Genomic DNA, 26,306 nt, shown 5'->3' on the forward strand with positions numbered 1-26,306 from the left:
TTTCGTCACTTATCCATCGGGTAAAGCAACTGTAAGATTTTGCCTAAGTCCAGAAAGTAGCCTTTCTGACATAATGACGGTTTTGATAAACAATGATATTCTGCCATCAACTCTTAAGGACGGCTATTTCCAGAGCGGTATGGCGAATTCTGGTGAGAACGACATTCTTGATCTCTTTGCCTCGACTTATTCTGGTGCTCATCCTGCTCCTTATTACGGGTCAGACGGCCGCAGGTGCGCTCACGGAAACCGATAAATCAGTACGCTCAATCGTTTCTGGTATTGTCAGCTATACCCGCTGGCCCGTCCTTTCCGGCCAACCCACGCTCTGCATTTCTGCCTCATCACGCTATGTCTCAGCGCTCAGCCGCCAGGACCCGCAAAGCTCTCTCCCCTATCGCCCAGTGGTGATTCGCAATAATCAGGATGCGCTGTCTGCACAATGTAATGCCCTTTATTTTGGTACCGAATCCCCAGCAAGCCAGGTTGAATTAATAAACCAGTTTCAGGGCCGGGCGTTGTTATTAATCTCTGAGCGAAACCCAGAGTGTCTAATTGGAAGTGCGTTTTGCCTGATAATAGAAGACAGCCGGGTCAGATTTTCCGTCAATCTGGATGCGCTTTCACGCAGCGGCGTGAGAGTCAATCCGGATGTATTAATGCTTGCACGGAATACGAAGCATGAATAAGGACTTCACGTCTACACCGCGCCCAACGTTTAAAAGAACGTTGCGACGCATCAGCATGATAAGCGTCGTAATAACGATGACGTTCATATGGCTTTTGCTCTGTTTTGCATCCGTGGTGACGTTAAAACAGTATGCGCAAAAAAACCTCGAATTAACGGGCGCAACAATGAGCCACAGTCTTGAGGCCTCGCTGGTCTTTAATGATTCCATGGCGGCAAACGAAACCCTCTCCACGCTCGGTAAGCAGGGGCAATTTGCCGTAGCGGAAGTGTTAAACGCGCATAATAAACGATTTGCCTACTGGTCGTGGAACCCGCAGGACAACACGGATACGCTGGGAACGCTGGTCAGCCGCTGGCTGTTCCCGGTTCCGGTTTCACAGCCCATTATGCATAACGGCAATGCCATCGGCGAAATTCGCCTTACCGCGCGTGACAGCCTGATAAGCCACTTTATCTGGCTCTCTTTTGCCGTACTCACCGGCTGTATTTTGCTCGCGTCCGCCGTTGCGCTCACGCTAACGCGCTCACTGCATAACGGCGTGGCGGCAGCGCTGCAAAATATCACCGATGTGGTTCACGATGTTCGTACCAACCGTAACTTCTCGCGCCGGGTGACGGAAGGACAAATTGAAGAGTTTCATCATTTTGGCGAGGACTTTAACAGCCTGCTGGACGAAATGGAGGAGTGGCAGCTGAAGCTTCAGGCTAAAAATGCGCAGCTACTCCGCACGGCCATGCACGATCCGCTGACCGGTCTCGCAAACCGCGCCGCGTTCCGCAACAGCATTGCGGCATTGATGGAAAATTCGACGGCAAAAACGCATTCCGCCCTGCTCTTCCTTGACGGTGATAACTTCAAGTATATCAACGATACCTGGGGGCACGCGGCGGGAGACAGCGTACTTATCGAAGTTGCAAGCAGAATGGTCGAGTTTGGCAATAAGCGCCACCAGTCGTACCGCCTTGGTGGCGATGAGTTTGCCATGGTCCTGCATGGCGTCCATTCAGAGCGTGAAGTCCAGCATATTTGCGCTGCGCTTTCGCAGCAGTTTATCCGTCCGTTCGATTTGCACAACGGACACACGGCAACGATGTCACTCAGCATTGGTTTTGCTCTGGCGTGGGAAAATGCCTCTCTTGAAGCATTACTGGAGCAAGCCGATCGCAATATGTATCAGGTGAAAAACCTGCGCTCAAAACAATAACCTCAAAAGGAAGAGACCATGTTAAAGCGATACCTCGCTCCTTGCTTACTGGCATCACTGCTCCTGGCCGGCTGCCAGGCGCCTAAAGGCAAGTTTACACCAGAACAAGTCGCGGCAATGAAGTCCTATGGCTTTAACGAACTGAACGGCGACTGGACGCTCGGGCTGTCAGATAAGATCCTGTTCGATAAAAACGATGCCAGGCTGCGCCCGGAAAGCGAAACGCAGATCCAGACCATGGCATCTCGCCTGGCGGCGACCGGTTTAAACCATGCGCGCATGGATGGACACACGGATAACTACGGTGAAGAGAGCTATAACGAAGCGCTCTCTCTAAAGCGCGCTAACGTCGTTGCGGATGCCTGGGCCAAAGGCGCGAATATCCCCCGCACGAATCTCATCACGCAGGGGTTAGGTAAAAAATATCCTGTTGCCAGCAACAGCACCGCGCAAGGGCGCGCCGAAAACCGCCGCGTCGCAGTTGTGATCAGCACGCCTTAACGTCATTCTTTCGCTGACTCTGCGAGCGACACAGCGGATGCCGCTCGCCAGCGCAGCCAGTCAACAAGCACAAACACAGCCAGGCTTGCGCCCATGACCGGAAGCGCAACCCCTAACAGCACGCTGCCCAACACCGTGATTGTCCTTCCCCAGCCTGATAGCCCCAGCCAGCACTGACACAGCGTCTGTACGGGACTTCCGGCAGATGCCGCAGGGCGACGCATCCACCACATCCGGTAACCCCAGATAATCAGCACGCACAGCGCTGCGCCAAAGGCGATCAGCAGCAGCTGATTCACGAGGCCAAACAGAATGCCCATATGGAAATCTACGCCCCAGCGGGTGAGTTTTGCCATTAGCGGAAAATCGTCAAAGCGGGTTCTGTCGAGGATCTGCATGGAGTGCGGATCGACGGCCACGGCGTCCACCTGAGTCGGCCAGCTGCGATCGATTTCCGTTACCGTCCAGGCCCGATCGGCGGCTTTCGGCGGGCGGATCTCAAGCTTGTTAGCATCAATGCCAGCGTTGCGCGCGGCGATCAGAACGCTATCAAACTGCGAGAGTGCCAGTGATGCAGGCATCAACGTATCGCCGTGATGACCACGGTGTTCGGCATGTTCGTCCATATTTTGTGGCAGACCAGAAAGCGCGGTGTTTACCTGCGGGGTTAGCCAGTTCATCTCGGCCCGCAGCTTATCAACGTTCCCCCCAGCCCACTGGGACCAGGTCAATCCGGTTGCAGAGAACAATAGCATTCCGCCCAGCAAAACCCAGCCTAGCGTCACGTGCAGGCGACGACGGTTCTGAAAACGGCTGTTAATGCGACGCTTCGGTCGGGTGTAAAACCACAGCGCGATCCCGCCGAGCGCGGCGATCCACATCCATGAGGCAGCCAGCTCGCTGTAGAGACGACCCGCATCCCCCAGCATCAGCGAAGTATGCAGATAATCAATGGTCTGACGCAGCGGCAAAATCCCGCTGGTGCCGTACACCGTTATATCGCCCAGCACCGCCAGGCTAACCGGATCGATAAAGAGAGCCCGGTTTTCAGATGGCCCAAGCGTTGGGTCGGCAAACATCACCCGGGTAGTGTCGCCATCGGCCAGCCCCGGGCGAACGGCGTGCAAACGCAGATCTTCACCCACGACGTTTTCCGCCACGGCAATTTGCGCCGCCAGTGTCTGAGGTTCACCCACGTTATCCGTGTGCAGCGCGTGCCGATAGAGCGCATTTTCCAGCTGTGGAGTCGCCACGTACAGCGTGCCGGTCAGCGCGGCGAAGAAGATAAACGGACCAACAAATAGCCCGACATAGAAATGAAGTCGACGCAGCAGGTTTCCCCATGCCGCGCGCGGAGTGCAGGTAGTCATACTTTTCCTTTTTAAGGCAAAAAGTTATCGATGTTGTTTTTTAAAGGGAAAAAGCAGACTGCCGCGGCGGCGCGCGGGTATCGGGATAAAGCCAGGGGAAAAAATGCCAGTGGATGACCGTCTGGCGAGGCGAGTTTTCGCGTGTTCTCAATAGCACCGCGCTGAGCAGGACGATAAGCGCCAGCATCACGCCCGGCACATGGGCCAGCAGCACGCAATAGCCACACGCTTCGGCATGATCGACGGGGAGCGAGTGCTGCATGACGCCGTGATGCTCATCCATCGACATCATGCTCATATCATGATGCATACCCGGCATGGCGCTCATGGGATCTTTTTGCAGAGAGACGGAGATAAGCGGCGCAATGACGATCAGCAGGATCGCAAACAGCGCGGTCAATGCCGCTGCGCGTTTCCGTTTATGCTGATGCAGTGCGTTATCCACGTCCCCTCCACTCAAGAGGCAAGCATTGTAAATGATTTATGACAAAAGGGTTAATGCGAGAGGAGCGATGGAATAAAAAAAAGGGCCAGCCTTTCGGCCAGCCCCTTTAAACAGGATGTCGCTTAAGCGAATCTTAGTTAAGACGCTCTTTGATACGAGCAGACTTACCAGTACGCTCACGCAGGTAGTACAGTTTAGCTTTACGTACAGCACCACGACGTTTAACAGCAATGCTGTCAACTACCGGAGAGTGAGTCTGGAAGACACGCTCAACGCCTTCGCCGTTGGAAATTTTACGAACAGTGAATGCAGAGTGCAGACCGCGGTTACGAATAGCGATAACCACGCCCTCGAATGCCTGCAGACGTTTTTTGGAACCTTCAACAACCCATACTTTCACTTCCACGGTGTCACCTGGACGGAAGGAAGGTACGTCCTGCTTCATCTGCTCTTGTTCAAGTTGCTTAATAATGTTGCTCATAATTTAATCTCTTATCCTGGGTAAACTGATATTCGGGAGCGTACTACGCCTTCCCATCATGTTCATGCTGCTGGTGCGCGTGTTCAGTTTTGAACTCGGCCAGCAACTTTGCTTGCTCTTCAGTCAGAGCCAGGTTTTCCAGAAGTTCAGGTCTTCTAAGCCAGGTTCGGCCCAGCGACTGCTTCAAACGCCAGCGACGTATCTCGGCATGGTTTCCAGACAGCAACACTGCCGGTACTTCCATCCCTTCTAACACTTCAGGACGAGTATAGTGTGGGCAGTCCAGCAATCCATCGGCAAAGGAATCTTCCGTTGCCGAAGCTTCATGGCCCAGTACACCCGGAATGAACCGGGCGACGGAGTCAATCAGCGTCATCGCTGGTAACTCACCACCGCTAAGAACGTAATCGCCGATAGACCATTCTTCGTCAATCTCGGTTTGAATTACGCGCTCATCTATCCCTTCGTAGCGCCCACAGACCAGAATCAGCTTTTGATTCGTCGCCAGTTCGCTCACGCCCGCTTGATCAAGCTTGCGTCCCTGAGGTGACAGATAAATCACCTTTGCGCCTTCACCTGCCGCGGCTTTTGCTGTGTGAATGGCGTCCCGCAAGGGTTGCACCATCATCAACATCCCCGGTCCGCCGCCGTAAGGACGATCGTCCACGGTACGGTGCCGGTCATGCGTGAAGTCACGAGGACTCCAGCTCTGGATGCTCAGCAGGCCATTCTTTACTGCCCGGCCAGTTACCCCGTAATCGGTAATCGCGCGGAACATTTCAGGAAACAGGCTAATTATGCCAATCCACATAGCGCCGTCTTTTACCGTTTATCCGGAGAATTTAAAAACCAGGATCCCAATCTACTTCAATCGTTTGAGTAGTGAGATCGACTTTCTTGATAACCTGTCCATCGAGGAACGGAACCAGCCGCTCCTTGATGCCAAATGCATCTTTCAGGTTTGCCTTGATGACGAGAACGTCATTTGACCCGGTTTCCATCATATCGATGACTTTCCCCAGGCTGTAGCCTTCGGTAGTGACTACCTGGCAACCCATAAGGTCTTTCCAGTAGTAGTCGCCCTCTTCCAGCTGCGGCAACTGCGACGAATCCACGACAATTTCACAATTAGTCAGCGCATTCGCGGCATCACGATCGTCAACGCCTTTCAGCTTGATGATGATGTCCTGATTGTGGTGACGCCAGCTTTCCAGCTCGACCTCTTCCCACTTACCGGCTTTCTGGATAAACCAGGGCTGGTAATTAAAAATGCTATCAGCGTCTTCAGTGGAGGAAAACACTCTGAGCCAACCACGGATACCGTAGCAAGAACCCATTTTTCCCAATACGATCGGTTCAACAGGTGCTTTATTGCTCATCATGACCACCGTGACAGATTAAGCTGCTTTGTTTGCTGCTTTGATCAGCGTAGCAACGCGATCGGAAACAGTAGCGCCCTGGCCAACCCAGTGAGCGATACGATCCAGATCCAGACGGGTTTCTTCTTCTGCGCCAGCGGCCAGTGGGTTGAAGAAACCAACGCGCTCGATGAAGCGACCGTTGCGTGCATTACGGCTGTCGGTTACAACAACCTGGTAGAACGGACGCTTTTTAGCGCCGTGACGAGCTAAACGAATAGTTACCATAACATCCTCTTGTGTGAATAAAACAACCGGGCCCCATCGAGGAACGGAGCCCGGGTGTCATATTAAAAGCCCGAAAATTTTACTGATTTCTGGGGAAATTGCAATCAGCAGTTGATAAGTCTGCTGTAAAAGGCCGTCGGCGGTGCGGCCAGTTCGGTGCCGGCGTGCGCGCAGCCACCGGAGCGTACACGCAGTACGTGAGGATGGCGAGCACACCCCGGTGCCGAAATGGCAAACAAGCCAGGCCGATCAGCGGCCGGGGAATCCAGGCGGCATCATGCCTTTCATCCCGCGCATCATCTTCGCCATGCCGCCTTTCTTCATTTTCTTCATCATGCGCTGCATGTCGTCGAACTGCTTCAGAAGGCGGTTTACGTCCTGCACCTGCATACCGCAACCGGCTGCGATACGGCGCTTACGAGAACCTTTGATGATTTCAGGCTTCGCACGTTCTTTCAGCGTCATCGAGTTGATGATCGCCTCCATACGCACCAGCACTTTGTCATCCATCTGTGATTTCACGTTGTCAGGGATCTGGCCCATGCCCGGCAACTTGCCCATCAGGCTTGCCATGCCGCCCATGTTTTTCATCTGGCGCAGCTGCTCAAGGAAGTCGGTCAGATCGAAACCGTCGCCTTTTTTCAGCTTGCTGGCAAGCTTCTCGGCCTGCGCGCGGTCAACCTTGCTCTCGATATCTTCGATCAGCGACAGCACGTCGCCCATGCCGAGGATACGAGAGGCGATACGATCCGGGTGGAACGGCTCTAGCGCTTCGGTTTTTTCGCCCACGCCGAGGAATTTGATCGGCTTACCGGTGATATGGCGAATCGAGAGGGCCGCACCGCCGCGGGCGTCGCCGTCCACTTTGGTCAGCACTACGCCGGTTAACGGCAGCGCTTCGTTAAACGCTTTCGCAGTGTTTGCCGCATCCTGACCGGTCATAGCATCGACAACAAACAGGGTCTCTACCGGGTTGATAGAAGCATGCACCTGCTTGATTTCGTCCATCATCGCTTCGTCAACGTGCAGTCGACCGGCAGTATCCACCAGCAGCACGTCGTAGAATTTAAGCTTCGCTTCTTTCAGCGCGGCATTAACGATGTCGACAGGCTTCTGGGCCACGTCCGATGGGAAGAAATCCACGCCGACCTGCTCGGCCAGCGTTTCCAGCTGTTTGATCGCCGCCGGGCGATAGACGTCCGCAGAAACGACCAGCACTTTCTTCTTGTGCTTCTCGCGCAGGAATTTACCCAGCTTACCGACGCTGGTCGTTTTACCCGCACCCTGCAGGCCGGCCATCAGCACGACGGCCGGTGGCTGCGCGGCCAGGTTAAGCACCTGGTTCTCTTCGCCCATCGCCGAAACCAGTTCGCTGCGAACGATTTTGACGAACTCCTGACCCGGAGTCAGGCTCTTGTTGACTTCATGGCCAACCGCTTTCTCTTTCACGCGGTTGATAAAATCACGTACAACCGGCAACGCGACGTCTGCTTCGAGCAGCGCCATGCGCACTTCGCGCAGCGTTTCCTTGATGTTCTCTTCGGTGAGGCGTCCGCGGCCGCTGATGTTGCGCAGCGTGCGCGACAAACGATCGGTTAAATTATCAAACATTGTCTCTCGCCTGGGGTAGAAACGTTGGGTCGCTTAAGCGACACATACACAGAATTTTGCCGGAGTATAACATGAAGGCAGCTTTGTTGTTATGCAACGGTTGGAGCAGGCGTCGCGTAACGTTATACTGCTTCTCTTTCTTATTAAGACAACCGTCGACGCCTATATGCCTGTTTTCGCACTGATCGCCCTTGTTGCCTACTCTGTCAGCCTCGCGCTGATCGTTCCTGGACTGCTGCAAAAAAACAGCGGCTGGCGGCGCATGGCTGTTCTCTCGGCGGTGATAGCATTGATAAGCCACGCGTTTGCGCTGGAATCACGCATTATCCCGGGCGACGGCAGCGTGCAAAACCTGAGCGTGCTCAACGTTGGCTCGCTGGTCAGCCTGATGATCTGTACGGTCATGACCATCGTTGCATCCAAAAACCGCGGCTGGCTGCTGCTGCCGATTGTTTACGCCTTTGCGCTGATCAACCTGGCGCTTGCCACTTTCATGCCCAACGAATTTATTACGCACCTGGAGGCGACGCCCGGCATGCTGGTACATATCGGCCTGTCGCTGTTCTCTTATGCCACGCTTATCATCGCCGCGCTCTATGCGATGCAGCTGGCCTGGATTGACTACCAGTTGAAAAACAAGAAGCTGGCGTTTAACCATGAGATGCCGCCGCTGATGGTCATTGAGCGTAAGATGTTCCACATCACCCAGGTGGGCGTGGTACTGCTGACGTTAACGCTCTGCACCGGTCTGTTTTATATGAAAAACCTGTTCAGCGTTGAAAATATCGACAAAGCGGTGCTCTCTATCATCGCATGGTTTGTCTATATTGTGCTGCTATGGGGCCACTATCACGAGGGCTGGCGCGGTCGTCGCGTCGTCTGGTTCAACGTCGCGGGCGCAGGCATTCTCACCCTTGCCTATTTCGGCAGCCGCTTCATACAGCAATTTGCTGGCTAAGTTATAAAAGGAGTTCCCCCTGGAACACATCTCAACCACCGCGCTGATCGTCACGCTGATCGTCATGGTGGTCATCTCCGCCTATTTCTCCGGCTCGGAAACCGGCATGATGACGCTCAACCGCTATCGGTTACGCCATCGCGCTAAGCAGGGCAACCGTGCCGCTCGCCGCGTTGAAAAACTGCTGCGAAAACCGGATCGGCTGATTAGCCTGGTGCTTATCGGCAACAACCTGGTCAACATTCTTGCCTCCGCGCTTGGGACTATCGTCGGCATGCGGCTGTACGGTAATGCCGGGGTCGCCATCGCCACCGGCGTGCTGACGTTCGTGGTGCTGGTGTTTGCCGAAGTGCTACCCAAAACCATCGCCGCGCTCTATCCCGAAAAAGTCGCCTACCCGAGCAGCTTTCTTCTGGCACCGCTCCTGATCCTGATGATGCCGCTGGTCTGGCTGCTGAATATGGTCACCCGCCTGCTGATGCGGATGGTGGGGATCAAAGCAGACGTCACCATCAGCAGCGCGCTCAGCAAAGACGAGCTTCGCACCATCGTGAACGAATCCCGCTCGCAAATATCCCGCCGCAATCAGGATATGCTCCTGTCCGTGCTGGACCTGGAAAAGGTCAGCGTGAATGACATCATGGTGCCGCGCAATGAAATCGTCGGTATCGATATCAACGATGACTGGAAGGCGATTGTTCGCCAGCTGACGCACTCCCCACACGGCCGCATCGTGCTGTACCGTGATTCGCTCGACGATGCCATCAGCATGCTGCGCGTGCGGGAAGCCTATCGCCTGATGACGGAGAAAAAAGAGTTCACAAAAGAGGTGATGCTGCGCGCCGCCGACGAGATTTACTACGTGCCGGAAGGCACGCCGCTCAGCACGCAGCTGGTGAAATTCCAGCGTAATAAGAAGAAAGTCGGTCTGGTGGTCAATGAATACGGCGATATTCAGGGGCTGGTGACGGTCGAGGATATTCTGGAAGAGATCGTAGGCGACTTTACGACGTCAATGTCCCCGTCCCTGGCGGAAGAGGTCACTCCGCAGAACGACGGTTCAGTGCTCATCGACGGTAGCGCAAACATTCGTGAGCTGAATAAAGCCTTTAACTGGCATCTGCCAGAAGAGGAAGCGCGCACCATTAACGGCATGATTCTAGAGGCGCTGGAAGAGATCCCCGCAGCGGGAACGCGGGTCCGTATTGAGCAATACGATATTGATATTCTGGACGTGCAGGACAACATGATTAAGCAGGTGAAAGTCCTGCCCGTTAAGCCACTTCGAGAAAGTATTGCCGAGTAAAATGTAGGCCGGGTAAGGCGAACGCCGCCACCCGGCACTACGGGCAATTACGCTTTCGCTTTTGCCACGGTAACCATCGCTGCGCGAATGGTACGGCCGTTCAGGGTGTAGCCTTTCTGCATCACGCCCAGTACTTTACCGGCTTCAATCTCTTCAGATTCAACCATCGCAATCGCCTGGTGAACGTTTGGATCCAGCGGAACGTTAGTATCGGCAATCACTTCCACACCGAATTTACGTACGACGTCCAGCATAGATTTCAGCGTCAGTTCGATACCTTCGATCATCGCCGCGTTGTCCGGATTGGCTTTATCCGCTACTTCCAGCGCGCGATCGAGGCTATCAATCACCGGCAGCAGTTCGTTGACGAATTTCTCCAGCGCAAACTTGTGCGCCTTCTCAACGTCCAGCTCGGTGCGGCGACGCAGGTTTTCCATCTCCGCTTTGATACGCAGCACGCCGTCGCGTTCACGAGTCTGTGCTTCAGCGAGCTGAGCTTCCAGATTCGCAATTTTCTCATCGCGCGGGTCCACCTGCTCAGCAGAAGCGTCAGGCTCTACAGCCTCAACTTCCTCGTGCTGTTCCGTGATAATTTCTTCAGGGGCTTGCCCCTCAGGCGTTTTCTGTTCTTTACTACTCATGAATTTCTCCGCGTTTTTCTGCATTCATCTCGCTAACTTCGCTTATTATGGGGATCAGTTTCCGGGATTCAAGGGAACAAGACAGATTGTCATCATTCATCAGGCACAAGGACCTCCAGAAAATGAATAATCATTTCAGGTGTATTGGGATCGTCGGGCATCCGCGTCACCCTACCGCATTGACGACACATGAAATGTTGTATCGCTGGCTGTGTGGCAAAGGCTATGAAGTGATGGTCGAACAACAAATTGCCCAGGAGCTACAGCTCAAGGGCGTAAAAACCGGCACGCTGGCGGAGATTGGTCAGCAGGCGGATCTCGCCGTTGTGGTCGGCGGCGACGGGAATATGCTGGGCGCAGCGAGGACGCTGGCGCGCTACGATATCAAAGTCATCGGCATCAACCGCGGCAACCTTGGTTTTCTGACGGACCTCGACCCTGACAACGCGCAGCAGCAGCTGGCAGACGTACTGGAGGGCCACTACATCAGCGAAAAGCGCTTTTTACTGGAAGCTCAGGTATGCCAGCAGGACTGCCAGAAACGCATCAGCACCGCAATAAACGAGGTGGTACTTCACCCCGGAAAAGTGGCGCACATGATTGAGTTCGAAGTCTATATCGACGAAATCTTTGCCTTCTCCCAGCGCTCCGACGGGCTGATTATCTCCACGCCCACCGGCTCGACCGCCTACTCGCTCTCGGCGGGCGGCCCAATTTTGACGCCTTCGCTGGATGCGATCACGCTGGTGCCGATGTTCCCGCACACGCTCTCTGCCCGCCCACTGGTCATCAACGGCGACAGCACGATACGTTTGCGGTTCTCGCACCGCCGTAACGACCTGGAGATCAGCTGCGACAGCCAAATAGCGCTGCCAATCCAGGAAGGCGAAGACGTGTTAATCCGCCGCTGCGACTACCATCTGAATCTCATTCACCCTAAAGATTACAGCTATTTCAATACGTTAAGCTCAAAGCTTGGCTGGTCAAAAAAATTATTCTAATTTTACATCCAGCACTTTACTGTATAAAAAACCAGTTTATACTGTATGAAAACACAGTTATGGTTTTTCATACAGGAAAACAGTTATGCTGGCACAACTGACCATCAGCAACTTTGCCATTGTTCGCGAGCTCGAGATCGACTTCCTCAACGGCATGACGGCCATCACCGGGGAAACCGGCGCAGGTAAATCTATCGCTATCGATGCCCTCGGCCTGTGCCTCGGCAGCCGTGCAGAGGGCGATATGGTCCGTGCCGGCGCAACGCGCGCGGATCTCTGCGCGCGTTTCTCCCTGAAAGATACACCTGCCGCACAGCGCTGGCTCGAAGCGAATCAGCTTGAGGATGGGCGTGAGTGTTTACTTCGCCGCGTAATCAACAGTGATGGGCGCTCCCGCGGTTTCATCAACGGCACCGCGGTTCCACTCTCTCAGCTTCGCGAACTCGGCCAACTGCTTATCCAGATTCACGGCCAGCACGCTCACCAGCAGTTGATTAAGCCAGAACACCAAAAGGCCCTGCTCGATGGTTACGCGGGTGAGTATGCGCTTACTCAGTTGATGGCTGACCACTACCGCCAGTGGCACCAGAGCTGCCGCGAACTCGCGCAGCACCAGCAGCAAAGCCAGGAGCGCGCCGCGCGGGCCGAACTGCTGGAATATCAGTTGAAAGAGCTGAACGAGTTCAACCCACAGCCGGGCGAGTTTGAGCAAATCGATGAAGAGTACAAACGTCTTGCGAATAGCGGCCATTTGCTCTCAACCAGCCAGACTGCGCTTAACATGCTGGCGGATGGTGAAGATGTGAACCTGCAGAGCCAGCTTTACAATGTGCGCCAGCTTGTAACCGAACTGGTGGGCATGGACAGTAAACTCTCCGGCGTACTGGATATGCTGGAGGAGGCCGCCATTCAGATTTCCGAAGCCGGGGATGAACTGCGTCACTACTGTGAGCGTCTGGATCTCGATCCGAACCGTCTGTTCGAACTCGAACAACGCATCTCCCGGCATATTTCGCTGGCGCGTAAGCACCACGTTACGCCAGAAGAGCTGCCTGTCTATTATCAGTCTCTGCTGGAAGAACAGCAGCAGCTAGACGATCAGGCTGATTCACTTGAAACATTATCGCTGGCGGTAAATCTCCATCATCAGCAGGCGCTGGCAACGGCCAGACAGCTCCATGATGTCCGGGCATTGCAGGCCCAGGAGCTCAGTCAGCACATCACAGACAGCATGCGCACGCTGGCGATGCCGCACGGGGTATTCACTATTGACGTTCGCTTTGAGGAAAATCACCTGACGGCGGAAGGGGCGGATCGCATTGAGTTTTGCGTCACAACGAACCCGGGCCAGCCGCTGCAGCCGATCTCTAAAGTGGCCTCCGGCGGTGAGCTTTCGCGTATTGCCCTGGCCATCCAGGTGATAACCGCACGTAAAATGGAAACGCCAGCGCTCATCTTCGATGAAGTGGACGTCGGCATCAGCGGCCCAACCGCTGCCGTGGTGGGTAAACTGCTGCGCCAGCTGGGCGAGTCGACCCAGGTAATGTGCGTGACCCACCTGCCGCAGGTTGCTGGCTGTGGCCACCATCACTTTATCGTCAGTAAAGAAACCGATGGTGAAATGACCGAAACGCACATGAAGCCGCTGGATAAACGAGCTCGCCTGCAGGAGCTGGCACGCCTATTGGGCGGAAGCGAAGTCACTCGCAACACCCTCGCAAACGCGAAAGAACTGCTGGCAGCGTAAACTTTTTCGGGATCTCAGGGTCATACAGAACAATAAAAACGCCGCCAGACCGGTTTCAAAGTGGGGCAAGGTCTATTATCATCGGCATATTACATATGAGCCGCGTTCTGCTCGGGCCCGAAAAGGAATCAAATCACTATGCGTTGTAAAATGCTGACCGCTGCCGCAGCGGTTCTTCTGATGTTGACCGCAGGCTGTTCCACTCTGGAGAAAGTGGTTTACCGTCCTGACATCAACCAGGGGAACTACCTTACCCCTAACGATGTGTCAAAAATCCGCGTGGGTATGACGCAACAGCAGGTCGCTTATGCACTAGGAACCCCGATGATGTCCGATCCGTTCGGCACCAACACCTGGTTCTATGTATTCCGTCAGCAGCCAGGCCATGAAGACGTGACCCAGCAAACCCTGACGCTGACCTTTAACAGCAGCGGCGTGTTGACTAACATCGACAACAAACCTGCCCTGACCAAATAATCAGGCGTCAGAAACGCAAAAAGGTGCTCAATGAGCACCTTTTTTGTATCTAAACGCAATTACAGACATGTAAACTCGCCAGCAGGGATGAACGTACTACTTACTCGCTTTCTCCGCTCGCTGACGACGCAACTCTTTCGGGTCAGCAATCAGCGGGCGATAAATTTCAACCCGATCGCCATCCTTCAGCACATCCGCCAGCTTCACGGGACGGCTATAAATCCCTACTTTATTTTTAGCCAGATCGATATCACGGCGAAGTTCAAGCAGGCCAGAAGCGCGGATGGCATCTTCAACCGTTGCCCCTTCCTCCAGGTTTACGCGTTGAAGATATTGTTTCTCCGGCAGGGCGTACACCACTTCCACAGCGATCTTATGCGACACTGTAAACCTCTTTGGCGCGGGTCGTGAACGCCTGAACCATATTCGAGGCCAGCTCTTTAAAGATGCGGCCGAACGCAAGTTCAATCAGCTTATTGGTGAACTCGAAGTCCAGATGAAATTCGATGCGGCAGGCGTCAGCGCTCAGAGGAGTGAATTTCCATCCTCCCATCAGCGTCTTGAACGGGCCATCCACCAGATGCATCAAAATGCTCTGATTATCGGTCAGCGTATTACGCGTGGTAAACGTCTTGCTAATACCCGCTTTAGAGACGTCCACCGCAGCGGTCATTTGCGTCGGGCCGGATTCAAGCACCCGGCTTCCGGTACATCCAGGAATGAACTCTGGATAGGACTGAACGTCGTTCACTAACTGATACATTTGTTCCGCGCTGTAAGGCACGAGCGCGGTACGGCTAATCTGAGGCATAGCGTTTTCCATGGTCACACAACCGATAAATAATAACATTTATCACCTGTTAAAAAAACGCTCAGGCTTATCTCGTGCTAATATAGCGCGTTAGACCTCACGGGACGCAATGAGGTGACTTTTTGAAATCAGATTACCGACGGCTTTACGACACTTATGACGAAGAAAAAAGCACATAAACCAGGCTCGGCGACCATTGCGCAAAACAAGCGTGCTCGCCACGAGTATTTCATTGAAGAAGAATTCGAAGCTGGCCTTGCACTGCAGGGCTGGGAAGTAAAATCGCTGCGCGCCGGAAAGGCAAACATTGGCGATAGCTACGTGCTCCTGAAAGACGGCGAGGCCTTCCTGTTTGGCGCCAACTTTACGCCGCTGACCGTCGCCTCTTCACACTACGTTTGTGACCCTACGCGCACCCGTAAATTGCTGCTAAACAAACGTGAACTGGAATCCCTTTACGGACGTATTAACCGTGAAGGCTTCACCGTAGTTGCGCTCTCTATGTACTGGAAAAATGCCTGGTGCAAAGTAAAAATCGGCGTCGCGAAGGGTAAAAAACAGCACGACAAGCGTACGGATCTGAAAGAACGCGAATGGCAGCTGGATAAAGCACGCATTATGAAAAATGCAGGACGTTGATTCTGCGCACTTATTGTACTATTCAATAAGTTAGCGTTTCGGGCTGGTATCCCGGAAGTGAAATCTGGTATACTGAGTTCAACACTATTGGGGCTGATTCTGGATTCGACGGGATTTGCGAAACCCAAGGTGCATGCCGAGGGGCGGTTTGCCTCGTAAAAAGCCGCAAAAAAATAGTCGCAAACGACGAAAACTACGCTTTAGCAGCTTAATAACCTGCTCTGAGCCCTCTCTCCCTAGCTTCCGCTCTTAAGACGGGGATCAAAGAGAGGTCAAACCCAAAAGAGATCGCGTGGAAGCCCTGCCTGGGGTTGAAGCGTTAAAACTAATCAGGCTAGTTCGTTAGTGGCGTGTTTGTTCGCAGCTGACGTGCGAATGTAAAGACAAACTAAGCATGTAGTACCGAGGATGTAGAAATTTCGGACGCGGGTTCAACTCCCGCCAGCTCCACCAAACATTCATTCATGATGCATCATGAACCTTAAAAAAGCCTGTAACTTCAACTAGTTACAGGCTTTTTTGTTGCATGTGTGGTCATGATCTCTGTATGAATCTTGAGCATTATGTATCTTGTTTTGCACCGCGTTGCCAGAACGCTAAAAAAACAAGGTGCAAAAACATGCCTAAGGTATTGAAATCCCTAAGCAATACCGAGATCGCAGCCGCCAAAACGTTTAATAAAAGGCCACCTCATCAAGTGGCCTGTTCAATGCGCCTTAACGTCATAAAGGGTTATTCAGCAAAACACTTGCAGGCATGCTCTTCCACATACGCCGTGACGGTTTCCGGGGCTTCTAGCGGTGGGAAATGGTTTACGCCTTTCAGGATTTTCAGCTCCGCACCACCGCCAAGCGCCTGCTGCAGCGCCGTTGCAAACGGAAGCGGGTTAGGCGCGTCATTTTCACCCTGGAGAATTAGCGCAGGTGCGGTGATGGCATCATACCGATCGGCCATTTCATGATTCAGGAACGCGGCGGCATTGGCCTGCATCGAATGGGCGGGCCATTTGGCCGCTTCTGCGCCAACGCTTTCGGTCACGCCAAACGGTTGATAAAAAGCCGCGGCGCCGGAAGGCGTTGATACCGCCTCACAGACCATCTCGACCGTCATGCCCGCGTCACGCATCTGCTTACCGTCCACGTAGCAGGCGGTATACACCAGTCCGGCAACCTGCTGCGGATAGTTCACCGCAAACGTGGAAATAATGTTGCAGCCGATGGAATGAGACACCAGCACGACCGGGCCTCTGATGCCAGCGGCATCAATCACGGCCTTTAGATCTTCAGCGTGGCGGGGAATGCTGTAAGCCTCAGCCTGAAGCGGTTTGGCCGAGCGGCCGTAGCCGCGGCTGTCGAACGCCACCGTGTGGAATTTTTCAGACAGCGCGTCAGTCTGCGCCTGCCAGATATCACTAATGCCAAAGTAGCCGGCAACAAAAACAATCGGCATACCCTGGCCCTTTGCGTCAAAATAAATCTCAATGCCGTCATCGGTAGTTGCGTAAGACAATCTTTATTCCTCGTGTATTAACCGTCTGGAAAGTGTAAAGAGTGTACGGCGCGCTCCGTGAGGGGCAGAAAAGTCAAAATGCGATGATTTCGGGTCAAGTTAACTGTAGCCGCCAGATTGTGAGGAAAGCACGACATGAGGTATTACCAGTATCTACTGGCGGCCATGCCGGATATAAACGCTGCATGCAGCACCACAATAAGCATAAGGTTTCCGGAAATATATATTTGACCCTATTCCATCGAATATTGACCTGTGCGTGACTCACGCCCAGTCCGCAGCCTTCATATACTGCCTGCTCACTGTACAGACCGCACGGCTGCGGTTTCTCTTAAGGAGTAAAGAATGCAACTCACTCAAATACGTAACGCCACGCTGAAGCTTGACTATGCCGGCGTCCGCTTCCTTATCGATCCGATGCTTTCTGAGAAAGAGACCTGGCCCGGTTTTCCCGGCACCGCGCGTTCGCACCTGCGCAACCCCATGGTCTCGCTGCCGGTCTCCGTTGACGAGCTGCTGGATGTTGACGTGATTATCGTGACGCATACGCATCAGGATCACTGGGACGAGGCAGCGCAGCAGCTTATCCCGAAGGACCGGGTGATTTACACTCAAAATGAGAGCGATGCGGCGCTGCTGCGCTCGCAGGGTTTCACTGCGGTCAGCGTGCTGGCAGACGCTAACGTCATTGCAGGAGTCAGCGTTGCAAAAACCGACGGCCAGCACGGCAGCGACGAGGCGTACGTCATTCCTGAGGTTGCCGAGCGCCTGGGCGACGCGTGCGGCCTGGTGTTTTCACAGGAAGATGAAAAGACGTTGTACGTGGCCGGTGATACCATCTGGGTCCCGCCGTACGCGGAAAGCCTGGAAAAATACACGCCTGACGTTGTCGTGCTTAACATGGGCCTGGCGACGGTAGACGGAATCGGTGCCATCATCATGGGTAAGCAGGACGCACTGCGCACGCTAGAGGTGCTGCCGTCGGCCACGGTGGTGGCGTCGCACATGGAGGCCGTTAACCACTGCCTGCTGAGCCGGGACGAACTGCGTGCCTTTGTAGCGGAAAACGGCATTCAGGATCGGGTACTGGTGCCGGAAGATGGCGAGACGCTGAATTTCTGACGCACAAGCGCGCCAGGGCGAAAAAACAGGATAACCATCGCGGTTTGGTTTAAATAAGTAAAGGTTCAGGTCATGTCTACTTCTACTCTGCACGTTGCCGTTATTGCTACGCCGGGCTTCAGCCCGTTTCACTTTTCCGTGCCGTCCATGGTTTTCGACAAGGCGATGCCGGAGCCGGGCCCGTTCAGCGTGGATATCTGCGCTGAAAAGCCCGGGATCGTGACGTCCGATATCGGTATTTCCATCAACGTGGAGCACGGGCTTGAGAAGCTTGATACGGCGGACATCATCGTTGTACCGTTCTGGGAGCATCCCGAAACCCGGCCTGATGCGGCATTACTGGTTGCGCTGCGCAACGCCTGGCAGCGCGGAGCGGAAGTCGTGGGGCTGTGCCTTGGGGCGTACGTGCTAGCCTACGCCGGACTGCTGAACAACCGCCGAGCGTCCACACACTGGGAGTTTGAGCGGGATTTCGCCGCGCGCTTTCCAGAGGTGCGGCTTGACAGCAACGCGCTTTACACCAGCGACGAGCGCCTGATTACGTCGGCCGGGACGGCGGCAGGCATCGACTGCTGCCTGAATATTGTTCGCGAACATTACGGAAGCGCGCTGGCTAACCGCGTAGCCAGACGGATGGTTATCCCTCCCTATCGGGAAGGCGGGCAGGCTCAGTTTATTGAGCATGCGGTGCCGGAGACAACGCGCGACGAACAGATAAACGATCTTATCGACTACCTGCGCCGTAACCTGGATAAGCGACACGACATTGACTCCATTGCGGGCTTCTCCGGCATGAGCCGACGCACGCTGACGCGGCACTTCATCAAGGCAACAGGGATGACGGTGGGGGACTGGCTCAGCGCCCAGCGCCTCCGGCGCAGCCAGGAGCTGCTTGAAACCACCGATCACAGCATTGAAACCGTGTCGTCGCTGGCGGGATATCAGTCACCGGTCTCGTTTCGGCAGAGCTTCAAGACCCGCTTTAACGTCAGCCCCAGCGAGTGGCGCCGGACCTTCCGTGGTCCCGGTCTGATATAGCATCGTAGCTACAGCTGGCATATAGCTATATCGCCATTATTAAATCTCAAATGGATAAAATTTTTCCCAGTTATAACTTATCCTCGCTAGCGTCAATTCTCCGACGACATCCCCGTAATCAATTTCCTGGCGTTCCAAAAAAAACTCCCGCACCGTTGCGGGTATAAAAGCAGCGCTGTAACGCAGGATCGTGCTGTGCCAGAATGGCGCCGGTAATGGGCTGCTGCTGTGCCGCATCAGCAACTCATTTTTCCAGTTTGACTCCAGAATTTTCTTGCAGAATGACTGACGCATCGCTATTGCTGGCTCATCGGGGATACCCGCCAGTAACAACTGGCTGGGCAAAGCGATTAAACGAAGGTTCCTGATCGCAATCTTTTTCGAATGATATCCAGCCCAGAGGCTTTTCAATTGCTCGACTTTCGAGGGCAATCGCTCGTTTTCCTCATAGAGAGGGAGAGTCAGGGGTAAGAAGGTGAAATGGAAACTGTGTTCAGGCAGGGTGTCGGCAAGTGAATCATCCCTTGTGAGCTCGTTTAATTCATCAATCAGCTGCGAGACCAATATTGGCATACGCGGTTTTATGCCTGTTGCCAGAGCGAGTTTTAACGGATCGTAGTAGTTTTCCTCTCTGATATCCCCGATTTCAGCATTATTTTCCCACATTCTAATGGTGTTTAAATTTGTAGAACGGTAAATGTCAGGCAAGCTATAGGATTTCATGATCGTCCCAAGGAGATAATAAATACAGGCCAGGAAATGCAGTTTAATCTGATATTTCAGGGCATTATATTAATACCTTAGCGCTTATCAGAACTTAAGACAGATTTTTATCCCTGATTGGTGAACTTCGCGAACATGCGGGACGCCCTCCACTTCCGCTTCTTGCGCATAGCGGACAACTAGCTGGATCGCCAGGGCCTTTATAAGCAAGGAACGCGCAGAATTTGCAGGTCTACTGCTTATAGTGACGCTGAACTGATGCTGGATAGCGCAGAAGTGATGCTTCGGGGTGGATGGGGCGCCGCACCAGCTCCCCTCCGCAGTTCGGACACTGGCCATTCAGCCGTTGGGTCACGCAATCAACGCAAAACGTGCATTCGAATGAACAGATGTACGCCCCTTTTGATTCAGGTGGCAAATCTGTATCACAGCGCTCGCAGTTAGGACGAAGTTCAAGCATGCCACACTCCTATTGTTAAGGGGCAATGAAGGCCATCTACCTTTTTCGCCTTCGGCACTGGATGACGTGATTATGCTTTGCGCATTTCAGAAGAGCATGGTCTACAGACGGGAAAAATCAAGAGAGTGAATGATTGGACACAAGGCTCGCTTCCGGAAACGAACGCAGGCACGCTCGGCTCCCAGCAAAAAGCCCGCAGGGCGCAAACCTTGCGGGCTTTTTTGTGACCAATGACTTATGTTATCGACGCGTCATCAGAAGGTCAGGCTAGCCTCTCAACCGCCCGGAAAAACACGTCTTCCGTCATAAGGACTTTGGCTTCCGGTATTTGATGCTCTCCCCATATGTACCAGCCAGCGTCGGGCGCCATGCTCATATTGAACACAAGGTCGCTTAGCGCTCCGCTGGCGTCCACCACGCGCAGGGTGACGTAGCCTCTTTCCGCGCCGCAGCAAAGCCTCTCCGGCGAAATGCTGACGCTGCGTTCTCCATTTTGCAAATGGATGGCAGTGATGCCGTAGCGACAGATACCGCTGCTGAGGCTATAGCCGACGGTGCTCATGTCATGGATATTTTTGACCGTTTGTACGATCTCAATCCCGGACCCCGCGAACCACTCGTCAATCTGCTGCGCCAGAGCGTCCATCCTTAAACGGAACGTCTGAATTTCCGCTTCGACGGTATTTTTCCCTGGCGGAACGGCATCCTGGTTTTGCTTCACTTTTTCAAAAAAACGCTCTCTTGCCGACACTTTTCCTCCCTGTGTCATGGTGATATTTAATCTACTGCGTTAGTCCGCTGTTTTCCGATCCAACAGGGCATAGCGAACCATTAACTGCCTCAGGTGCTGCTCAAGCTGGCTTTTCTGCCCCGCAGGCCAGGGCTTCTCGTCAGGCAGTATAGCCAGCTGGCGAAGCTGCTCTTCTGCCGGAACCGCGCGGTTAAAAGACTGCATCGTGGTAAACACCGTGGATTTCAGCTCGCTCACGGTAATGTATTTCCCCTTCTGCTCGTCCAGCGCGTTCAGGCGGTTAGCCAGCCGCTCAAGCTGCGCCATTCCCTGATGCCAGCCGTTCAGGTTTTCCTCCGGCAATGCCTGTGCGGCCACCTGCTGCTGCCACTGCTGCGCAAGCGGTTTTGCCTGCTCGGGCCACAGGGCCTGGGCCTGCTGCACCAGGCTGTCGCCGTAGCGTATCGCCCAGTCTGGCTTCAGCTGAGCGAGCCGCGCCAGCTGCCTTTGCGTCTCGGTAATCCCCTCCTCCGCTGGCAATGCGTTCTCTTTAGCGGACTGAATTTGCGCCATAGAAAGCGGCGCGGGCAGAGGGGAGATAGATGCGGAAAATTGCTCCCGCAGCGGATCGGGCTGATGCAGATACTGCCAGCCCCACGCTGACGCACCGGCAATCACCAGCATGGTCAGCATCCCTGCGGCGAACGGCTTCCAGGGCTTTGCCGGCGGCGGCATCGACTCCTGCACGGCAATATTAGGCTGCGGCTCCGGCTGCGCTACGTAAACCCACTTCGCGCCTTCAGGCGGGCCGCCAGCTGCCGCAGGAAGCGCGATCCCGTGCTCGCCGTCCGGCGCGTCCTGCGCGCTATTTTCCAGCCTCACCGACGCGTTGTGCAGCAGCGTGCGCAGCGCCTCCAACTGCCCTGCATGCTTCAGCTCCAGACGCTGCAAAACGTCATCGAGCGCCTTCAGGTGCTCTTCAGCCTGGTAAAGCTGGCTCAGATCGCTGTACGCCAGGGTCTGCATGCGCATGAGCTGCTGGAGGCGTTTGCTGAGCGCGCTGAGGATCTCCATTCGCGCATGAACCGGCTGGGGCCAGACGCTGCCCCACTGCCTGGAGACCAGCGCAGACAAAATGGCCAGCCCTTCATTCAGGCCATGCAGCCCCGCAAGCCGGGTGCGGACCAGCGTATACCAGGCCGCGGTCTGCAGCTCAACGCCGTTTTGCTCAAACAGCGACAGGCAAAGCGTCTCGGCTAAGTTCCAGTCCACGTCCGGGCGCGCCGGATGGGCGAGTTTATTGATTTCATCGCGAAGTCGCGCGTAATCCGCAAGCGTGCGCGGGTCGCCGCCGGTTTTCAGGCTACGTTCAGGTTGTGTCGTCATGATGATATCCGCCAGAGTGGGCGCTAAATTGCAGAACGGGCGTCGAGATACTGCTGCTGTTTCATGTGCCGGATGAGCACCCGTCCCTCCGGCATAAACTCGGTGCCGTAGCGCACGAGGCCGATGCCTTTAAGCTCGGCGTCGATAGCGTAGCGCAGCTCTCCGGGCTGGGTCTGTTCAAGCATCACGACCATGATTTTGCTCAGGCGCGGCTCGTACTTCAGCAGCACCGCCGAAAGCGTTGTGATCAGCTGGTGCGCCGTACCCGGCATGCCCTGAAGGATCCGGGTCATGTCCGGAAGACCGTAGTCCGGCAGGTGCGCCAGCGTTCCCGCCCGACAGTTCAGGATGCGCTGCATGTTGTCCAGCACGGACAGAATCACCTGATTCGCCTCGCTGACCTGGTTCAGTTCAAGGCCGCCTGCAAAATTGCCATACAGAACTTCATACAGCGACGGCGTGTTATATCCCTGCGGCATCATTTTTCCTTAACAGGCTGTAGCGTGAGCTGGTTATTCCCGGCTTCGAGAACGCGCGCGTCGTCCGGATCGAGCTCCTCACGCTGTAACACCACTTTCCAGGTGTTGTTCTCCATGTCCGGATGGCGAAATAACCCGACGATGGCGACAAACTGCGCGTCCGCCTCCATTGGCATATCGAGGGTCGCATCTCCGCCCGGCTTCACGATAACGTCCCGGCTCGCCAGGAGATCGCCCTTCAGCGCCGCATCGTCATCCTTCAGCAGCTGCTGGTAGACAGATTTATCGAACGACTTGCGGTCTTTGAGCTGATACACGCGCAGCACAACGGACTCCGACAGCGAGTTGTTTTCCCGCGCGTCGGTGTTCAGCGCTTCGCGCGCGGTAAAATCCAGATGCAGCGTCTTAATTTTTTTATAAAAAACAGAGGTGAAGGCCGATTTTGTACCGTCCGTGACGCTCTGCGTCAGCCCGCACCCCGCCAGGCTAAACGCCAGCACGGGCAGCAGCCAGCGGGAGGTTTTAGTCAAACTTGTACGTAACACGTCGATTTCCTTGTTGTGTAATAGCAGGCTCCAGGCCCGTGTAGTAGCCCAGCTCTGTGGTAAAGGTTGGCGGGATATCGTCTGAAAGCGGTTCCTTTTCCGCGCCCAGCACGCCGTTCATGCCCAGCCAGAACGCCCCCTCCCCCAGCGGAGGGGCGGTCAGCAGAGGAGTGGGGGCCGTGAGCGTGATGCGCGCCTTAAACCGCCAGCCCAGATAGACGCGCAGCATCACCAGAAAATCCTGATACAGCAGGCCATCCGGCTTCCAGCCCTGCGCTTCCCGTTCATCGTCCGTCGATAGCGCGATCAGCAGCTGGCTGCTGGCGTCCATCGCCTCGTCGCCGAGCGGCGTATTGCCGTCGAGCATAAAGTCCGCATCGGCATAAAAACCCAGCGGCTGGCGGATCTCTATCGGTCGCAGGCAGTAAGGACTGACGTTCACGCGGGTGTTCGGCGCCAGCAGGCTAACCAGCGCCTGCATGCCCTCCTGCGTTTTGCCGGGCTGGCGAAGCACGCCGAGCAGCGCCAGAAAGCGCGAGACCGGCGTGGCGATATGCTCGGCGGTGCCGGGAATGCCCAGCCCCACCAGCCCCAGCAGAGACTGCGAAATCGTGTCCGAACCGCCGGGTTCGAACGAGGCCGGGTAGGAGTATTTGCGCCATATGCGATAAAACTGCGTCAAAATGCGGTGGCTGAAAATATCCAGAAAGCCCTGCAGCGCTTCGTGCCCTTCCCGGCGCTGGGTGATGTCATCCAGATACGCCGTCGGCAGAGGCGAGTCGACGCCGTACATGCCCATAAAGGTGGTGCGAACAACGGGCGGCCTGCCGTCATCCTCTTCATCGTACTCCACCGCCTTAAGCTCGCTGGCGGGAAAACCCATGCCGGGGTGCGGGCAAAAGCGGACCGGATCGTCAGCGGGATGGCTGGTCGCGCCTAGCAGGGCCTTACCGGGCCGGCCCTTTTCAAGCAGCTGGCAAAAGCGGTAAAAGTTGATCCGATGCAGGTCGGCTTCCAGCCGCGGGGTCAGCCGGGAATGCGACGGCTGTGTTTCTCTTCCCATTCAAGGCGTTCTCCGGTGGGTTGCAGGATGATAATCAGTCGGTTAAACAGATAGATATCGGTATAAAGGGCAAAAAATCGGCTCAGCATTTCGCCAAACAGACAGATGTCCCCTCGTCCGGCGAAGCCGTGGCTATCGAGCGTCACCTCAATCTGCACGCCGCGCACCAGATACCCCTGCTCGAAACGCTCCGTTTCGCTGTGCTTCACGTCGATGATGGCCTCCAGGCGGCGGCGGTTCATCTCGCTGTCGGTCCACTCATACAGCGCCAGCGTGCCGCGCAGCACCTCGGCGTTGTCCATCATCGAGAGGAAGCCGCTGCCAAGGTGGCTCAACACGCGCCAGTGGAAGCGATCCCGGGCCGGGGGATAGCAGGGCAGCGTTGGCGCACAGAGGTTGCGCACGGCAATGCTGGCGGACGTGGTTTTCATCACGGTGTCCAGCATCGTGCTTTGCAGCGCGCGGCGCGGCAGCTGGCCGTTGGTGCCCGTTAGCGTCAGAGAGAGGCTTTCATCCTCCGGCACCGTATGGTTGTCAAAGGCTTCACCGCCCAGGATCAGCCAGGTATTGTGCAGCCCCGACGGGCCGCGGCGCACGCGGGTGTGGTAGTAATATTCCGGCGCGTCGTGCCGCATCATCCCGCCCTTGTGGCGGAAGCTGGAAAACGGCACGTAGACGTGCTGGCTGGACGACATCACCGATTCCACGGCATAAATTTCCGTGTGCCCGTCCTGCACGCGCATCGGCCGCAGCAGATACTCGGTCTGCAGCGAGTTCAGGGTGAGCGGGTCGGACTCCAGCGGGAACAGGTTAATCACCGGGACGCAGTTAAGGCGTAAGTTTTTTTCGGTAAAGGTGAAGTCATGCTCCCAGCGCGTCGACAGCACCACGTCAATTTCAAACCACGGCAGCTGCGCCGGGAGCCTGCTCGCCTCCAGGCCGCGCAGCGCGGTAAACATGAATTTCTCGCGAAAGGTGAAATATTCCAGCAGGAGCTGGTAGCCGCTGAAGCTGCTGCTGCCCTTTGGCCACAGGGTATCGTCGTCACCAAAGCCCAGCGCGGTAAAGCGGCCGTCAAGCGGGCGCCTGTCCCGATCGCCGGGGAGGCGCAGCCACATCCGCGCCGTGTTCATGGTAAAGGCTTCGTGCATGGCGCAGGCCAGCGGCGCGTCGGCGTTGAAGTACAGCGGAATGCTGCTGAGATCGACGCGGCTCCAGTCTGCCAGCTCGCTGCAGGTGAAGCGCAGCGTCACCACCGAGCGCCCATCGGGATCGGTGGTAAGACGCGCCTGCTCCAGCGCCAGCGGCTGCAGGTCGATCGCTTTCGTCGTGGTGTAGCGACAGCGCGTCCCCTTTTCGCCGAGCGGGCGCGAGAGCACCTCAAAGCTTTTCGCAATGCGCATCGGCTCTTTCATTCCGCGCCAGTCCGGGGTGAACTCCACGATGGACATCGACGGAATGGTGCGCAGGTAGTGCGGCCACAGCAGGCTGACCAGCCCTTCCGTCAGCTCGGGAAGATCGTCATCAAGCTTTTCGCGAAGCCGCCCCATCATGAAGGCAAAGCCTTCAAACAGCCGTTCTACGTACGGGTCGCGCGCGCCCGCTTTATCCAGGTTAAGCATCGCCGCCTGCTCGGGATGCGCGCGGGCAAACTCTTCGCCCGCCTCAAGCAGGTAGCGCATTTCGGCGTCGTAATAACGCAGGGTTAAGTCGTCCATAAT

Annotated in this window: 30 protein-coding genes and 1 other RNA gene; 12 read left to right on the plus strand and 19 right to left on the minus strand. The window is 55.3% G+C overall.

All coding sequences use genetic code 11. The annotated features are described in order from the left end of the window. Positions 1 to 152 precede the first annotated feature (152 nt). The 3 genes from V1599_RS19030 to V1599_RS19040 are packed head-to-tail and all read left to right on the plus strand — an operon-like array spanning position 153 to position 2,397. Positions 153 to 689 carry a YfiR family protein gene (locus tag V1599_RS19030; RefSeq protein ID WP_258458756.1) on the plus strand — a complete coding sequence of 179 codons (537 nt, stop codon included), beginning with the start codon at positions 153 to 155 and terminating at the stop codon, positions 687 to 689. After that, the gene (gene dgcN / locus V1599_RS19035; RefSeq protein ID WP_112013050.1) at positions 682 to 1,896 is read left to right on the plus strand and encodes a diguanylate cyclase DgcN; all 1,215 of its coding nucleotides are present in this window, start codon (positions 682 to 684) and stop codon (positions 1,894 to 1,896) included. Before V1599_RS19030 ends, dgcN begins: the two co-directional genes overlap by 8 nt. Before the next feature lie 18 nt (positions 1,897 to 1,914). Then, positions 1,915 to 2,397: an OmpA family protein gene (locus tag V1599_RS19040; RefSeq protein ID WP_112013051.1), complete on the plus strand. Its 483-nt coding sequence runs from the start codon at positions 1,915 to 1,917 to the stop codon at positions 2,395 to 2,397. Positions 2,398 to 2,399: 2 nt separating this feature from the next. Here the strand turns inward: V1599_RS19040 and V1599_RS19045 are convergent, their stop codons facing one another. The 7 genes from V1599_RS19045 to ffh form a co-directional block, all read right to left on the minus strand. Continuing rightward, positions 2,400 to 3,767: a PepSY-associated TM helix domain-containing protein gene (locus V1599_RS19045; protein WP_395300643.1), complete on the minus strand. Its 1,368-nt coding sequence runs from the start codon at positions 3,765 to 3,767 to the stop codon at positions 2,400 to 2,402. A 40-nt stretch (positions 3,768 to 3,807) separates the two neighbouring features. Then, positions 3,808 to 4,212 (minus strand): DUF2946 domain-containing protein, encoded by a 405-nt coding sequence (locus tag V1599_RS19050; RefSeq protein WP_112013053.1) that lies wholly within the window; start codon positions 4,210 to 4,212, stop codon positions 3,808 to 3,810. A gap of 133 nt (positions 4,213 to 4,345) precedes the next feature. Next, complete coding sequence (gene rplS / locus V1599_RS19055) at positions 4,346 to 4,693, minus strand: 50S ribosomal protein L19 (RefSeq protein WP_002914145.1); 348 nt, start codon at positions 4,691 to 4,693, stop codon at positions 4,346 to 4,348. A gap of 43 nt (positions 4,694 to 4,736) precedes the next feature. Next, a complete protein-coding gene (gene trmD / locus V1599_RS19060) occupies positions 4,737 to 5,504 on the minus strand; it encodes a tRNA (guanosine(37)-N1)-methyltransferase TrmD (protein ID WP_003863138.1) in 768 nt (255 codons plus the stop codon). Between the two features lie 31 nt (positions 5,505 to 5,535). Beyond that, on the minus strand, positions 5,536 to 6,075 hold the full coding sequence (rimM, locus tag V1599_RS19065; RefSeq protein ID WP_006178053.1) for a ribosome maturation factor RimM: 540 nt from the start codon (positions 6,073 to 6,075) through the stop codon (positions 5,536 to 5,538). A 15-nt stretch (positions 6,076 to 6,090) separates the two neighbouring features. After that, positions 6,091 to 6,339 (minus strand): 30S ribosomal protein S16, encoded by a 249-nt coding sequence (gene rpsP / locus V1599_RS19070; protein WP_003863133.1) that lies wholly within the window; start codon positions 6,337 to 6,339, stop codon positions 6,091 to 6,093. Positions 6,340 to 6,588: 249 nt separating this feature from the next. Continuing rightward, positions 6,589 to 7,950 carry a signal recognition particle protein gene (gene ffh, locus V1599_RS19075; protein WP_395300644.1) on the minus strand — a complete coding sequence of 454 codons (1,362 nt, stop codon included), beginning with the start codon at positions 7,948 to 7,950 and terminating at the stop codon, positions 6,589 to 6,591. Between the two features lie 166 nt (positions 7,951 to 8,116). Between ffh and V1599_RS19080 the strand changes: the two genes are divergently transcribed. Both V1599_RS19080 and V1599_RS19085 read left to right on the plus strand, forming a co-directional pair. After that, a complete protein-coding gene (locus V1599_RS19080; RefSeq protein WP_112013088.1) occupies positions 8,117 to 8,908 on the plus strand; it encodes an inner membrane protein YpjD in 792 nt (263 codons plus the stop codon). 19 nt (positions 8,909 to 8,927) lie between these two features. After that, positions 8,928 to 10,214 (plus strand): HlyC/CorC family transporter, encoded by a 1,287-nt coding sequence (locus tag V1599_RS19085; RefSeq protein WP_112013056.1) that lies wholly within the window; start codon positions 8,928 to 8,930, stop codon positions 10,212 to 10,214. Positions 10,215 to 10,261: 47 nt separating this feature from the next. On the opposite strand, the gene grpE is transcribed toward V1599_RS19085, so the two are convergent. Then, entirely contained in the window at positions 10,262 to 10,855 is a 594-nt protein-coding gene (gene grpE / locus V1599_RS19090) for a nucleotide exchange factor GrpE (protein ID WP_146745797.1), read from the minus strand. 122 nt (positions 10,856 to 10,977) lie between these two features. Between grpE and nadK the strand changes: the two genes are divergently transcribed. From nadK to bamE, 3 genes are all read left to right on the plus strand, one after another. Continuing rightward, complete coding sequence (gene nadK / locus V1599_RS19095; protein WP_042717523.1) at positions 10,978 to 11,856, plus strand: NAD(+) kinase; 879 nt, start codon at positions 10,978 to 10,980, stop codon at positions 11,854 to 11,856. Between the two features lie 85 nt (positions 11,857 to 11,941). Next, positions 11,942 to 13,603: a DNA repair protein RecN gene (gene recN, locus V1599_RS19100; RefSeq protein WP_395300645.1), complete on the plus strand. Its 1,662-nt coding sequence runs from the start codon at positions 11,942 to 11,944 to the stop codon at positions 13,601 to 13,603. A gap of 138 nt (positions 13,604 to 13,741) precedes the next feature. Continuing rightward, a complete protein-coding gene (gene bamE, locus V1599_RS19105; RefSeq protein WP_112013059.1) occupies positions 13,742 to 14,080 on the plus strand; it encodes an outer membrane protein assembly factor BamE in 339 nt (112 codons plus the stop codon). Between the two features lie 96 nt (positions 14,081 to 14,176). On the opposite strand, the gene V1599_RS19110 is transcribed toward bamE, so the two are convergent. Both V1599_RS19110 and V1599_RS19115 read right to left on the minus strand, forming a co-directional pair. Further along, positions 14,177 to 14,464: an RnfH family protein gene (locus V1599_RS19110; protein WP_112013060.1), complete on the minus strand. Its 288-nt coding sequence runs from the start codon at positions 14,462 to 14,464 to the stop codon at positions 14,177 to 14,179. After that, positions 14,454 to 14,891, minus strand: coding sequence for a type II toxin-antitoxin system RatA family toxin (locus tag V1599_RS19115; protein ID WP_220092934.1), 438 nt, complete (start codon positions 14,889 to 14,891; stop codon positions 14,454 to 14,456). Before V1599_RS19115 ends, V1599_RS19110 begins: the two co-directional genes overlap by 11 nt. Positions 14,892 to 15,047: 156 nt before the next feature. Here V1599_RS19115 and smpB point away from each other — a divergent pair, with 156 nt between their 5' ends. Continuing rightward, the gene (gene smpB / locus V1599_RS19120; RefSeq protein ID WP_112013062.1) at positions 15,048 to 15,530 is read left to right on the plus strand and encodes an SsrA-binding protein SmpB; all 483 of its coding nucleotides are present in this window, start codon (positions 15,048 to 15,050) and stop codon (positions 15,528 to 15,530) included. Positions 15,531 to 15,619: 89 nt separating this feature from the next. After that, positions 15,620 to 15,983: a transfer-messenger RNA gene (ssrA, locus tag V1599_RS19125) on the plus strand. A 279-nt stretch (positions 15,984 to 16,262) separates the two neighbouring features. Here the strand turns inward: ssrA and V1599_RS19130 are convergent. Next, positions 16,263 to 17,039 carry an alpha/beta fold hydrolase gene (locus V1599_RS19130; RefSeq protein ID WP_395300646.1) on the minus strand — a complete coding sequence of 259 codons (777 nt, stop codon included), beginning with the start codon at positions 17,037 to 17,039 and terminating at the stop codon, positions 16,263 to 16,265. A gap of 345 nt (positions 17,040 to 17,384) precedes the next feature. Between V1599_RS19130 and V1599_RS19135 the strand changes: the two genes are divergently transcribed. Together V1599_RS19135 and V1599_RS19140 are read left to right on the plus strand one after the other, a co-directional pair. Next, positions 17,385 to 18,161 (plus strand): MBL fold metallo-hydrolase, encoded by a 777-nt coding sequence (locus V1599_RS19135; RefSeq protein ID WP_112013064.1) that lies wholly within the window; start codon positions 17,385 to 17,387, stop codon positions 18,159 to 18,161. A gap of 72 nt (positions 18,162 to 18,233) precedes the next feature. Beyond that, a complete protein-coding gene (locus V1599_RS19140; RefSeq protein WP_395300647.1) occupies positions 18,234 to 19,199 on the plus strand; it encodes a GlxA family transcriptional regulator in 966 nt (321 codons plus the stop codon). 39 nt (positions 19,200 to 19,238) lie between these two features. Here V1599_RS19140 and V1599_RS19145 read toward each other — a convergent pair whose 3' ends face one another. The 8 genes from V1599_RS19145 to tssF form a co-directional block, all read right to left on the minus strand. Beyond that, the gene (locus V1599_RS19145; protein ID WP_395300648.1) at positions 19,239 to 19,922 is read right to left on the minus strand and encodes a hypothetical protein; all 684 of its coding nucleotides are present in this window, start codon (positions 19,920 to 19,922) and stop codon (positions 19,239 to 19,241) included. 232 nt (positions 19,923 to 20,154) lie between these two features. After that, positions 20,155 to 20,382 carry a DUF1272 domain-containing protein gene (locus V1599_RS19150; RefSeq protein WP_395300649.1) on the minus strand — a complete coding sequence of 76 codons (228 nt, stop codon included), beginning with the start codon at positions 20,380 to 20,382 and terminating at the stop codon, positions 20,155 to 20,157. 262 nt (positions 20,383 to 20,644) lie between these two features. Next, positions 20,645 to 21,133: a hypothetical protein gene (locus tag V1599_RS19155; protein WP_112013068.1), complete on the minus strand. Its 489-nt coding sequence runs from the start codon at positions 21,131 to 21,133 to the stop codon at positions 20,645 to 20,647. Between the two features lie 39 nt (positions 21,134 to 21,172). Continuing rightward, positions 21,173 to 22,498 carry a VasL domain-containing protein gene (locus V1599_RS19160; protein WP_395300650.1) on the minus strand — a complete coding sequence of 442 codons (1,326 nt, stop codon included), beginning with the start codon at positions 22,496 to 22,498 and terminating at the stop codon, positions 21,173 to 21,175. 23 nt (positions 22,499 to 22,521) lie between these two features. Further along, positions 22,522 to 22,977, minus strand: a complete 456-nt coding sequence (tssE, locus tag V1599_RS19165) for a type VI secretion system baseplate subunit TssE (protein ID WP_112013070.1) — start codon at positions 22,975 to 22,977, stop codon at positions 22,522 to 22,524. Then, the gene (gene tssJ, locus V1599_RS19170; protein WP_395300651.1) at positions 22,977 to 23,522 is read right to left on the minus strand and encodes a type VI secretion system lipoprotein TssJ; all 546 of its coding nucleotides are present in this window, start codon (positions 23,520 to 23,522) and stop codon (positions 22,977 to 22,979) included. The genes tssE and tssJ overlap by 1 nt, the downstream gene beginning before the upstream one ends. After that, a complete protein-coding gene (gene tssG / locus V1599_RS19175; RefSeq protein WP_112013072.1) occupies positions 23,500 to 24,585 on the minus strand; it encodes a type VI secretion system baseplate subunit TssG in 1,086 nt (361 codons plus the stop codon). Before tssG ends, tssJ begins: the two co-directional genes overlap by 23 nt. Then, positions 24,549 to 26,303, minus strand: a complete 1,755-nt coding sequence (gene tssF / locus V1599_RS19180) for a type VI secretion system baseplate subunit TssF (protein ID WP_395300652.1) — start codon at positions 26,301 to 26,303, stop codon at positions 24,549 to 24,551. Before tssF ends, tssG begins: the two co-directional genes overlap by 37 nt. Positions 26,304 to 26,306 lie beyond the last annotated feature (3 nt).

The organism is Enterobacter sp. ECC-175, from assembly GCF_043968675.1.
Classification (GTDB): domain Bacteria; phylum Pseudomonadota; class Gammaproteobacteria; order Enterobacterales; family Enterobacteriaceae; genus Enterobacter.